The organism is Halomonas sp. AOP22-C1-8, from assembly GCF_052378905.1.
Classification (GTDB): domain Bacteria; phylum Pseudomonadota; class Gammaproteobacteria; order Pseudomonadales; family Halomonadaceae; genus Vreelandella; species Vreelandella citrativorans.
In genome coordinates this window covers 66,550-78,716 of record NZ_JBQSYD010000014.1, presented here as the reverse complement: position 1 = coordinate 78,716, position 12,167 = coordinate 66,550, and the positions used below count along the sequence as shown (strand labels likewise).

General features: G+C 55.1%; 11 protein-coding genes. 8 read left to right on the top strand and 3 right to left on the bottom strand.

Features of this window, described 5'->3' with window-relative positions; translation table 11 throughout:
- Position 1: 1 nt before the first annotated feature.
- The gene (gene cyoA / locus ACT3TY_RS09645) at positions 2-988 is read right to left on the bottom strand and encodes a ubiquinol oxidase subunit II (RefSeq protein WP_193054003.1); all 987 of its coding nucleotides are present in this window, start codon (positions 986-988) and stop codon (positions 2-4) included.
- Positions 989-1,266: 278 nt separating this feature from the next.
- Positions 1,267-2,058: a DeoR/GlpR family DNA-binding transcription regulator gene (locus ACT3TY_RS09640; RefSeq protein WP_441678428.1), complete on the bottom strand. Its 792-nt coding sequence runs from the start codon at positions 2,056-2,058 to the stop codon at positions 1,267-1,269.
- A gap of 304 nt (positions 2,059-2,362) precedes the next feature.
- On the opposite strand from ACT3TY_RS09640, the gene ACT3TY_RS09635 reads away from it, so the two are divergent.
- The 8 genes from ACT3TY_RS09635 (at position 2,363) to ACT3TY_RS09600 (ending at position 10,580) form a co-directional block, all read left to right on the top strand.
- Positions 2,363-3,205 carry an outer membrane protein OmpK gene (locus ACT3TY_RS09635; RefSeq protein WP_441678430.1) on the top strand — a complete coding sequence of 281 codons (843 nt, stop codon included), beginning with the start codon at positions 2,363-2,365 and terminating at the stop codon, positions 3,203-3,205.
- Positions 3,206-3,259: 54 nt separating this feature from the next.
- Positions 3,260-4,543 (top strand): NupC/NupG family nucleoside CNT transporter, encoded by a 1,284-nt coding sequence (locus tag ACT3TY_RS09630; protein ID WP_172118017.1) that lies wholly within the window; start codon positions 3,260-3,262, stop codon positions 4,541-4,543.
- 86 nt (positions 4,544-4,629) lie between these two features.
- Complete coding sequence (gene deoC, locus ACT3TY_RS09625; protein WP_172118018.1) at positions 4,630-5,421, top strand: deoxyribose-phosphate aldolase; 792 nt, start codon at positions 4,630-4,632, stop codon at positions 5,419-5,421.
- A 1-nt stretch (position 5,422) separates the two neighbouring features.
- A complete protein-coding gene (gene deoA / locus ACT3TY_RS09620; RefSeq protein WP_444628029.1) occupies positions 5,423-6,751 on the top strand; it encodes a thymidine phosphorylase in 1,329 nt (442 codons plus the stop codon).
- Positions 6,752-6,778: 27 nt separating this feature from the next.
- A complete protein-coding gene (locus ACT3TY_RS09615) occupies positions 6,779-8,023 on the top strand; it encodes a phosphopentomutase (RefSeq protein ID WP_444628028.1) in 1,245 nt (414 codons plus the stop codon).
- Positions 8,024-8,055: 32 nt separating this feature from the next.
- Complete coding sequence (gene deoD / locus ACT3TY_RS09610; protein ID WP_441678438.1) at positions 8,056-8,781, top strand: purine-nucleoside phosphorylase; 726 nt, start codon at positions 8,056-8,058, stop codon at positions 8,779-8,781.
- A gap of 60 nt (positions 8,782-8,841) precedes the next feature.
- Complete coding sequence (gene cdd / locus ACT3TY_RS09605; protein ID WP_018919042.1) at positions 8,842-9,249, top strand: cytidine deaminase; 408 nt, start codon at positions 8,842-8,844, stop codon at positions 9,247-9,249.
- A gap of 206 nt (positions 9,250-9,455) precedes the next feature.
- On the top strand, positions 9,456-10,580 hold the full coding sequence (locus tag ACT3TY_RS09600; protein WP_444628027.1) for an aminotransferase class V-fold PLP-dependent enzyme: 1,125 nt from the start codon (positions 9,456-9,458) through the stop codon (positions 10,578-10,580).
- Between the two features lie 112 nt (positions 10,581-10,692).
- Here ACT3TY_RS09600 and ACT3TY_RS09595 read toward each other — a convergent pair whose 3' ends face one another.
- On the bottom strand, positions 10,693-12,129 hold the full coding sequence (locus ACT3TY_RS09595) for a hypothetical protein (RefSeq protein ID WP_193053998.1): 1,437 nt from the start codon (positions 12,127-12,129) through the stop codon (positions 10,693-10,695).
- Positions 12,130-12,167: the final 38 nt, after the last annotated feature.

Genomic DNA, 12,167 nt, shown 5'->3' with positions numbered 1-12,167 from the left:
GTTACTCTCCCGCCTCATTGCTCACAGGTTGGCCTTCTTCAGCCTCGCCACTCGCTTGGTTGTCGGTCGTTTGATAGGCTTCATTGCTATCGATAGCTGGTGCGCGAGGCGCATCTTGAGTGTCGGTTTCAGGATCGCTGCCAGTACGGAAGCTGGAGACCAGACGCTCATAGAACTCAGGTGTAACACTTGCGAAGTACTCAACGGGGTTGAACGAAGAGCGCTCAGCCAATTGTGAGTAGCCTTCTGGGTAGGTCAGCGTTTGTGGTGACTGCCGAACCTCTTCTACCCACGCATCAAAGTCTTCATCTGATGTCGCGTGAGCATCGAAGATCATTCCAGAGAAACCTGCACCGCTATAGTTGGTCGAACGACCGCTATAGGTACCGATCTCATTAGCTTCGAGATAAACGTCATTATCCATTCCTGCCATGGCATAAATCTGGCTGCCTAGTCGAGGAATGAAGAAAGAGTTCATCACCGAACCGGAGCTCACTCGGAAGCGGACGGGCGTATCAACCGGGAACGCCACTTCATTTACCGTTGCAATACCTTGCTCGGGATAAATGAACAGCCATTTCCAATCAAGTGCCACGACCTGGATTTCAAGCTCAGGTGTATCACTTTCTAGTGCGCGATGGGGGTCAAGGTCGTGTGAACTTTTCCAGGTAATTACGCCCAAAATAGCGACGATTACGACAGGAACTAGCCAAACAATGCCCTCGATCCAGTTAGAGTGCGCCCAGTCAGGAAGGTATTCAGCCATCGTATTGCTACGGCGATAGTACCAGCCAAACACTATCGTCATAACAATAACGGGGATGACCACGATCAGCATCAAGCCAAATGAACTCAGGATCAGTGAACGCTGGGTTTCACCAACGACACCTTTTGGGTCCATCAAGGCCGAGCTACAGCCTGCAAGCAGCAAGCACAGCGCAATGAGCACCAGAGTGCCTGACCTGCGCCAGTAGGAAGGTTGTTGCATGGTGCGATCTCGTCAGAGTTGCGTTACAAAACTAGCCGTCAAACAGCAAGCCAAACGATATGCCATATGTCAGCTAACTAACACCCCATACTCTTCCCAAAACACTCTGCCAAAGGTACTGCCTGTGCTCCGGGAAAAACATGCGCTACCGGGATTAGAAGCAGGTAGCGGATTGAACCGACATCCTAACATGAAGGAGGCCCGCTCTAACCGGCGTATCTTCCTTTGATCCAGGCAACGAATCAAAGCGACGATTTGACGCACCTAGCCGCAATCTCTTAACGCGGTTGTTCATAAGTAGATGAAACAGAAAGGTGGGTAAGCACACGCCCCGTAAAATGGGTAAATAATGCGGGCGCAGCACCCTCATTAGTCACAACAATGTCAAAATCGTTCAATGATGCGAAATAAGCGGGGCGAATCATGCCGATTTTACTCGCGTCGATCACTAATAAGCGCTGCGCAGCACAGGCAATAGCCGCCTGCTTGGGGGCTACTTCATGAAAGTGAAAACAACTAACGCCTCGCGTGCAATCAACCCCAGCAGCGGAAATAAATGCCTTATTGATACCGATACGCTCAATGGCGGCGCGCATGTCATCGCTGCCAAATGATTGTGATGACGCATAAAATAGCCCGCCCAATAGCACCAAACGCACATTGGGTAGCGTCGATACCACCGTGGCGACATTTAACGCATAGGTCACCACCGTTAGCTCATGAAAATTCCCCAGCTGCCCCAAAAGCGGCACCAGCGTTGAGCCGCAATCAATAAACAGCGTATCGCCCTCTTCAATAAAGCTTGCGGCCCGCTTGCAGAGCAAGTGCTTTAACGGATAGTCGTTGGCTTGCTGCTCCGCCAAATCGTACGCAGGAGTGTTACTTGGGTAACTTGCCATTACCAACCTTCCGCCCAGCAGCGTTAACGCAGAAGGCTGCATTGAAAGGTCGCGGCGTATGGTCATTTCTGAAACACCGCATAAACTAGCGGCGTCACGTAAATGCAACGTACCACCACCGGCAAGCGTTTCCTGAAGCAATGCCAACCGCTGGACGCTACGGTCACTCATACCAGGCGTCTCCTCAATTCCATTATTATTCACTTTATAATGTGTCGTGCATGGCGGGTGCCATGACCCTTGTTACCCAACGGCGTGCTTAGCCTATGGCCGTGACATTAAAGCCACAAGCTTAACGCCTGGAACATGCAAGCCCTCCTGCGATACCCCGATAGCAGCATCCAATAAGCGTTGGTGTGAGTTTATTGCAAATGGGCGTTAAAAAAATAACATGCAATGTTATAATTATAACATTTCCGCCAGCCCACATAATTCTAACGACGGCCAAACTGTGGCAACCCCTCTTGAGGCTTACATGACTGCTCCGATCTCAATGCGTACGTTTTCATTCACCACCAGCGTTGGCGTTTTAGCCGCTGGCTTGGCACTGGCAACACCGGCAATGGCTGCCGATGCGCCGCCCCAGCCGACGACACCTCTTTGGTCCTTTGCCAATGTCTCGGTTAACTACCTCGACTGGTCTAACGGTACCGAGCGCCGCACGGCCTCCAACGCGGCAAAAAGTGACTTCACCTACGTAGAGATAGAAGGCGGCGCGGGCTTTAGCTGGGGCGAGTTCTACGGTTTCTTTGATTTCGAAAACCCGACCAATGACCAGTTCGATGAATCAAGCGGCGGTAAAGATAACTTCCGCACGGCAGGCAAGGTAACGTCACACATTTATCTGGGGGATACCCCGCTGTCGCTTTACGCCCACGTGTACGACTTCCGTGACTACGGCTATAACAGCCGCGAACAAGACCAAATCCTGGGCCTGGGCTACCGCACCACGTTCGCCAACGGTTTATGGTTTAAACCCTTTATTGGCGCAGCACGCGTTCAGAGCGAAAGCTATACTGGCATGAACGGCTACATGGCTGGCTGGGTCGCGGGCTATGACTTCGCCGCCCTTAATCAAAACTTCAGCGTCACCAACTGGCACGAGCAAACGTTTGGCCGCGACAGTGACTACTTGGAACAGAACTATGTAGGTGGCAAAGCCGGAAGCGTAGGCACCAACGGTGCGCTGAGCCTGTGGTGGCACCCCAGCGATTTGATCACAACGGGCGTTCAGTATCGCTACTCGGAGAATAAGCTCGGCACGCCGAATGCTTATCAAAACGCGATGATTTACTCTATCAAGCTCAACATACTTTAAGCAGGCTCAACTTACTTTAAACGAGCCCCCTTAGCGGACTCAAAGGATTTTCATATGACCCTCCTTATGAGCTTGGTTGGCATGGTCACTCTGGTGGCTATCGCTCTGATTTTTTCTTACGACCGCAAGTCAATTCGCTTGCGTACCGTGCTGGGCGCTTTTGGCATCCAGGCAGCCATCGGGGCGTTTGTCCTCTATGTGCCGTTTGGACAAACCATTTTGCAAACCATTTCCATGGGAGTGAGCCAGGTACTGGTTTACGCCAACGATGGTATTGGCTTTCTGTTTGGTGGCCTGGCTGATGTGGATAACGTTGGCTTTATCTTCGCGATCAAGGTCCTGCCGGTCATTATCTTCTTCTCCTCGCTGATCGCCGTGCTTTACTACATGGGCATCATGCAGTGGGTGATTCGTATTCTGGGTGGCGGGCTGCAAAAGGCGCTCGGCACGTCGCGTACGGAGTCGCTTTCTGCGACCGCCAATATCTTCGTAGGCCAAACCGAAGCGCCGCTGGTGGTACGCCCGTTTATTGCTCGCATGACCCCTTCTCAGCTCTTCGCCGTTATGTGCGGCGGCCTTGCCTCGGTAGCGGGTTCGGTACTTGCCGGTTACGCGCAGCTGGGCATTCCCATGGAGTATCTGGTCGCGGCGTCGTTTATGGCAGCCCCGGGGGGTCTGCTGTTCGCCAAGCTGATCATGCCGGAAACCCAGGACGCAACTGACAGCGACAGCATCTCTAAAGTCGAGGAAGAGCTCCAAGAGCAGGAAAACAAACCCGCCAACGTGCTGGATGCTGCTGCCTCAGGCGCCACCTCTGGCCTGATGCTGGCGGCCAATGTTGGCGCCATGCTACTAGCCTTTATTGCCTTGATCGCACTGATCAACGGCATTTTAGGAGGCGTTGGCGGCTGGTTTGGATTTGAGTCGCTGAGCCTTGAAATGATCCTGGGCTGGCTGTTTGCCCCGCTGGCTTTCATGCTGGGTGTACCGTGGGCTGAAGCCACCGTTGCGGGCTCCTTTATTGGCCAGAAGCTAGTGGTTAATGAGTTCGTCGCCTTTATTAACCTGGCCCCCTACATTGATGGGGAGCAGGTGGTTGCCGCGACGGGTCAATTAATGACGCCTCATACCACGGCCTTCTTGTCTTTCGCCCTGTGCGGCTTTGCCAACCTGTCCTCAATCGCTATTTTGTTGGGCGGTTTAGGCAGTATTGCACCGAGCCGTCGCGCTGAAATTGCCCGCTTTGGGGGCAAAGCCGTTCTGGCCGGTACACTGTCCAATTTAATGTCAGCCACTATTGCTGGCTTCTTCATCTCGCTGAGCAGTATTACGACATAACACAGCGAGTACGACACCATGCAACGGGCGCTGCTGTTTGATCTCGCAGTGCCCGTTTTGTCTTTTATCAATTTTGTGAGAATCCAATGACCGCGACAGCCTCTCCCCACGCCATCCAGGCCGCCCGCCAAGCGCTGAGCTTAATGGATTTGACCAGCCTGAATGACAGCGACACCGACAGCACGATTGAAGCGCTTTGCCAGCAGCTTAAAACGCCTTACGGCAATCCGGCCGCCGTTTGCGTCTATCCGCAGTTTATTGTTACCGCTCAGCGTGCGCTAACTGCCCACAAACTCAACGAGCTGGTAAAAATCGCGACCGTCACCAACTTCCCGAATGGCGGCGATGACATTATGGCGGCTGCCCGTGAAACCCGCGATGCCGTTGCCTCTGGCGCCCACGAAGTCGATGTGGTGTTCCCCTACCGCACGCTGATGGCAGGTGACGAAGAAACCGGCCTTGAGCTGGTTGAAATGTGTAAAGCCGCCTGCGCAGACCAGGCCCTGTTAAAAGTCATTATCGAGTCAGGCGAACTCAAAGACCCAGCGCTTATCAAACGTGCTAGCGAGCTTGCTATTGAAGGCGGCGCCGACTTTATTAAAACCTCTACCGGCAAAGTGGCCACCAACGCCACGCTGGAAGCCGCCGAAATTATGCTGAACGCGATTAAGGCAAGCGGCAAAGACGTTGGCTTTAAAGCCGCAGGCGGCGTGCGCACCACAGAAGAAGCCGCTGAGTACCTGGCACTGGCAAGCAACATCATGGGCAGTGCATGGATTACACCAGCACATTTTCGCTTTGGTGCATCGAGTCTTTTAGCCAATTTATTAAACACACTGGGCGGCGTAGAAAGCGCAGCACCACAGGAAGGCTACTAATATGCTCCCACAGGAATTAATTCGCGAAAAACGTGATGGCAACCCGCTGGCAGCAGCGGACATCAAAACGTTTGTCCAGGGCATTGCCGATGACCGTATCAGCGATGCTCAGATTGGCGCCTTCACCATGGCGGTATTTCTTAACGGCATGAGCCGTGAGGAAGTCGTAGCCCTAACCACCGCCACGCGTGACTCCGGCCATGTGATGCAGTGGGACTCCTTAAACCTGCCAGGCCCGGTGGTCGACAAGCACTCCACCGGCGGCGTGGGTGATCTAGTGTCTCTGGTACTCGGCCCGTGGGTCGCAGCATGTGGCGCATTCGTGCCGATGATTTCAGGCCGTGGCCTTGGTCACACCGGCGGTACGCTGGACAAGCTTGAGTCGATCCCCGGCTACGACCCCTACCCGGCTCCTGAGCGCTTCAGTGATGTGGTGAAGTCCACTGGTGTGGCGATCATCGGCCAGACCGGCAACCTGGCACCGGCGGATAAGCGCATTTACGGCGTGCGTGACGTTACCGCCACGGTTGAGTCCATTCCGCTGATTACCGCGTCCATTCTGGGTAAGAAGCTTGCTTCCGGCCTCGATGCACTGGTTATGGATGTCAAAGTCGGCAGTGGCGCGTTTATGCCCACCACCGAAAAATCCCACGAGCTTGCCAAAAGCATCGCCTCGGTGGCCACCCAGGCCGGTACGCCGACGACAGCCCTATTGACCGACATGAGCCAGCCGCTGGCACCGTGCGCGGGCAATGCGGTTGAAATCGTCGAAACGCTGGAACTGCTGCGCGGTGAGCGCCCCAACAGCCGCGTGATGCAAGTCACTCGTGAGCTGGCGGTTGAAATGCTTATGGCGGGCAAACTGGCCAAGAGCCGTGAAGATGCCCTGAGCCAGCTTGAAAAAGCCCTGACCTCGGGTGCCGCAGCCGAAGTATTCGCGCGCATGGTACGTGAGCTGGGCGGCCCGGGTGACTTTATGGAGCGCTCTGACAGCTATCTTGCCAAAGCCAACGTGGTTAAACCCGTATATGCCGAGCAGTCGGGCAATGTGCTGCGCATCGATACTCGCGCAGTGGGCATGAGCGTTGTCGAGCTGGGCGGTGGCCGCCTGCGTAATGACGCCAGTATCGATCATAGCGTGGGCTTTAGTGCGATTGCCGAGCTGGGCACCCAAGTGGATAGCCAGCAGCCGCTAGCCTTCGTTCACGCGCGTAGCGCTGAAGAGGCTGACCGCGCCGCTGCCCAGCTGCGTGCTACCATCACCATTGGCACGGGCGAAGCGACGATTGATTCACTGCTCCAGGAAACCTATCGCGGTGAAGCGCTTTAATGAGCACCGCCTGACGAGGAAAACGCCATGAAACGTGCAATTGTGCTGGTACTAGACTCCTTCGGCATTGGCAGCGCTGCCGATGCTGCCGCCTTTGGCGATGAAGGCTCGGACACCCTGGGCCATATTGCCGCTGCCTGCGCGCGTGGCGACGCCGATACGGCTGAACGCTCAGGCCCCTTGAAGCTGCCCAACATGGCCAAACTTGGCCTGTTTCACGCCCACCGGGATAGCACCAGCACGGTTGCCGAAGGCGTTGCCCTCCCCGAGGTGCTTGAAGGCGCCTACGCCCACGCCCAGGAAATTTCCAGCGGCAAGGACACCCCGTCCGGCCACTGGGAAATCGCTGGCGTGCCGGTACGTTTTGACTGGGGCTACTTCAGCGACAAGGCTGAAAGCTTTCCACAAGAGCTACTGGACAAGATTGTTCAGGCAGCCGACCTGCCCGGCGTGATCGGCAACTGCCATGCTTCAGGCACCGAGATCATCGCCCGGCTGGGTGATGAGCATGTGCAAACCGGCAAACCGATTGTGTATACCTCAGCGGATTCGGTCTTCCAGATTGCCGCTCACGAAGAGCACTTTGGCCTGGATCGCCTTTACGCGCTGTGCGAAACCGTGCGTGAGCTGCTGGAGCCTTACAATATCGGCCGGGTAATTGCCCGCCCGTTTATAGGTGAAGACAGCGCAAGCTTTGCGCGTACCGGTAACCGTCGCGATTACAGCATAGAGCCGCCTTCGCCCACGGTACTGCAAAAGCTCGCCGATGCCGGTGGTGAAATGGTATCGATTGGCAAGATTGCCGATATCTACGCCCACTGCGGCATTACCCACAAGGTCAAAGCCAGCGGCCACGATGCGCTGATGGACGCGACATTGGGTGAAGTGGCGCGCACCGCTGCTGAAACCAGCGACCGCCCGACCATGATCATGACCAACTTTGTCGATTTCGACTCGGTCTACGGCCATCGCCGTGACGTGCCGGGCTACGCGGCCGCCCTTGAGCACTTTGATGCTCGCCTGCCGGAGCTGCTGGCTGCGTTGAACAGTGACGATCTGCTGATTCTTACCGCCGATCACGGCTGCGACCCAAGCTGGGAAGGTACTGAGCACACGCGCGAATACATTCCTGTGATGGTCAGCGGCGCGGGGTTTGCGCCAGGGCCGATGGGCGCACGCGATACGTTTGCCGATATTGGCCAGACACTGGCGGATTACTTCGCCCTTCCCGCAATGGACGATGGCAAAAGCTTTCTCTCTTATGCTGCCTGATGGCGCTATTTAACAAGACATAAGGAAACCACATGGCTACTCCGCATATTAATGCTGAACAGGGTGATTTCGCGGATACGGTGTTGATGCCCGGCGACCCGCTGCGCGCCAAGTACATTGCCGAAACTTACCTTGATGACGTGCGTCAGGTGAACGACGTGCGTGGCATGCTGGGCTATACCGGCACCTATAAAGGCCGCAAAATTTCCGTGATGGGCCACGGCATGGGTATTCCATCAGTGTCCATCTATGCCAAAGAGCTGATTACCGATTACGGCGTTAAGTCGATTATTCGAGTAGGCTCCTGCGGCGCGGTACGCGACGACGTTAACGTTCGTGATGTGGTGATCGGCATGGGTGCGTGCACGGACTCCAAGGTGAACCGCATGCGCTTTAACGACCACGACTTTGCCGCGATTGCGGATTTTGAGCTGACAAGCCACGCCGTGGCCGCCGCCAAAGCGCAACACGTGCCAGTGAAAGTGGGTAACATTTTCTCCGCCGATCTGTTTTACAACCCGCAGACCGATATGGCCGAGCTGATGAAGCGCTACGGCATTGTAGGCGTTGAGATGGAAGCGGCTGGCCTTTACGGCGTTGCCGCCGAGTTCGGTGCCCGCGCGCTGACCATCTGCACCGTATCGGATCATATTTTGAAAGGTGAAGCGCTCTCCAGCGCCGATCGTCAAACGACGTTCAACGATATGATGATCATCGCGCTGGATACCGTCCTGCGTGATGACGCCGCCAACGCCTAAGTGGGTCACAATGCCCAAGTGGTTCACAATGCCTAAGTGGGTTAAACCGAGGAATCATCTATGAGCCAAGCAGACTCTGCGCTGGTCAACACGCTGCTTGATGCATTGAATAATGCCTATGTCCCTTACTCCGACCACCCGGTGGCATCCATCATGGAGTGCCCGGACGGCCAGCAGTTCGTAGGCGCTAACGTCGAAGTCGCTCACTACAAGGGGCTTTGTGCGGAAGCATCGGCCATTAGCGCGATGGTAACCGCTGGCCAGCGCGAGCTTGCCAAGGTGTATGTAATGGGGCCAGGCGAGCACCTGTGCACGCCCTGTGGGGATTGCCGTCAGCGTATTCGTGAGTTCGCTACCCCCGATACGCAAATCATGGTTATCTCCCGCCAGGGTGAGGTGCTCAAAACCTACACCATGGAAACATTACTGCCGGACGCCTTTGGCCCCGAGCAATTGCCTCAACGCTAGGCCGCATTCATTACTGCGGTTAGCCGCATCAGGCTGGTTGTCACTCTGCCGCCGTCTTCATGACGGCGGTTTTTTATTGCCTTGCGAACCACACTGCCAGCACTGGCCTCGCCTAACAATTCCTCGTACTCTATTTCCTCGGGCTCTAATTCCCCAAACCCTGTAAGGCACTTTATCTCGCACGCTTACTTATTAAGGAGAACGCCATGGCGGCCCTACTGCCCAACGTTGATCCCACCGGACTGCTTGAATACTCGGTGGTGTATACCGACCGTTCGCTCAATCACATGTCGCAGCAGTTTCAAGGCGTCATGCGCGATATTTCGACCACGCTGAAAGAGGTCTATAACGCCCATGCAACGGCCATTGTTCCCGGTAGCGGGACGTTTGGCATGGAAGCGGTCGCACGTCAGTTCGCCCTGGATCAGAAAACCCTGGTGATTCGTAACGGCTGGTTCAGCTACCGCTGGACGCAGATCATCGAGATGGGCCGTTTAACCGACCAACACACGGTACTCAAAGCACGCCGCGTGACTGCCGATGACCCGCAGTCGCCGTTTATGCCCGTACCTGCGGAAGAAGCCGCCGAGCGTATCCGCCAGGAAAAACCCGCCGTGGTGTTTGCCCCCCAGGTAGAAACCTCTGCGGGTCTACTGCTGCCCGATGACTACATTCGTACCGTGGCGCAAGCGACGCGCGAGGTGGGTGGCCTGTTTGTGTTGGACGCCATTGCCGCAGGCACCCTATGGGTAGATATGCAGAATTTGGGCATCGATGTGGTGGTAAGCGCTCCGCAAAAGGGCTGGAGCGGTTCACCCTGCTGCGCCATGGTCATGCTTTCCGAGCGCGCCACACAGCGCTTAAGCGAAACGCAAAGCAACAGCTTTGCCTGCGATTTAGCCAAATGGCACGCGATCATGCAGGCCTATGAAAACGGTGGGCATGCCTACCACGCCACCATGCCAACGGATGCCTTGCGCCAGCTGCGCGATATCATGCAGGAAACCCGCGAATACGGCTTTGCCAAGGTGAAGCAAGAGCAGCAGGCGATTGGTCAGGGCGTACGGGATATGCTCTCGCGCCATGGCTTTATCAGTGTCGCCGCCAACGGCTTCGAAGCGCCGGGTGTCGTGGTCAGCTACACCAACGACGCCGGGCTTGTCGGCAAGTTTGCCCAAGCGGGCATTCAAGTGGCGGGCGGTGTGCCCTTAATGTGCGATGAAGGTGATAACTTCCAGACCTTTCGTATCGGCCTGTTTGGGCTGGATAAGCTGCATCATACTAAACGCAGTGTGGACAACCTGGAAAAGGCCCTTAATTCGTTCAATTAATCAGCCATTACATGTTGCTTAACACTGACTATTCCACTCAGAAGCGTCTTTTCGGGCGCCTCTGAGTGAATCGCTTGCAGCTGGCTGGCACTCGTATGCGCAGAGGCTGCACTTAAGGACTGAGCTCACTGGATGTGCCTTCTGAGACGCCACTTTCAGCAACTTTTTCGACATCGACAATGCCCGAACGACTAACCACCACCTTCCAGCGCGCCAGGTAGGGGGCATCTTCACTGCCGGTTTCACGCACCACCAGGTTGAACAAATGGCGCCGCTCAACGCTTTCACGTACGGCCTGGCCATCTTTTAACCGAAAGATATGATGCTTCTCTTTGCTCATTAAGCGGGTCAGCATCAAGAGATCAATATACAGCGTCTCTCGCGTATGCTCGTAACCACTCAAAAACCGCGTGGGCGACATACGCGAACTGGAGCGGTAATGCAGCACATCCTCTTCCCGCTCAGCCACGGTCCGTCTTCGCATCTGCTTGATGTCTTCATTCAGGGCGGTGTAGCGCTTGTAATCAAACCATTCAAGCTGACGCCCCACCAGTGCATTACGCGTGGGGTCAACGTATTGGCGACGCCATTTTGGCCGTCCCCGACGCAGCAGGCGCCAAAGCGTATTGCGCAGGTCATCCTTAAACACTTCACGCAAGGCATACAGCAGCGCCATGGCAAGCACAAACAGCGCCGTAATATCGCCAACGACTTCGCGTACGCGCAATACTCCCAGCGTGACACAGGCCATTACCAGTGCGGTTGCCAACGCTTTTACGGCTTTTTGCTCACCGCCGCCTAACTCCAGCGCCTCCTGCTTCAAGGTAATCGGATATTCAATCAAGCGGCGTAGCAAGCGCATTTTATTCGACATGCGTGTCGGGTCTTCCATCACACGCTCTGAGTTGTACTTCTGTTCGCGTCGATACTCACTTTCACGTTCGCACACATTGATAAACTGGCGCTTGATATCACTAAACTCGCCACCTCTTGGCATATAGGCCACTAGTGAAAGCAGCTGCTGCTCAGTAAACCAGGAGAGATAGTTGTCGATATTGGCAAAATATTTGTATAAGCGCTCGTCCGTGGGTTGGTTGCGGCGCATCTTCCTTAAAATGCTTTCGCTGAGCTTCTGCATTTCATTCAGTTGCTCACACAGCTCTTCTCTTAGCGTCTGCACATCGCTGGACTCTTTTTGCCGCTCGCTACGCAGTTTGCGCTCGCGGACCAGCATTTTTTGAGTCGTCCGCTCCATGGCAGTCACATACTGATACGCATAAAGACTTAAGCTTAATCGGTAGGATTCGCTGCCCAACTGATTACGGCTGGCGAGCCGGCTATGCACTAGCGGCAGGTGGTAGGCATCGCTATAGTACGTCCGCGAGACACTAATGGATGAGTGATAAAATGCCTCTTCCGAGATGACGTGAGCATTTAAACCCAGCTCGCCAGGTACAAAAAGATAGACGTCAAGCCTATGCGATGTCTCTTCCTTGAGCCGCCGTGTAAGGCGTAGCTGGTAGCTATTTTTACGCTCGACGTTAATCACCTGGTCAATCTCCTACTTCATTGCCTTGAGCGATGATA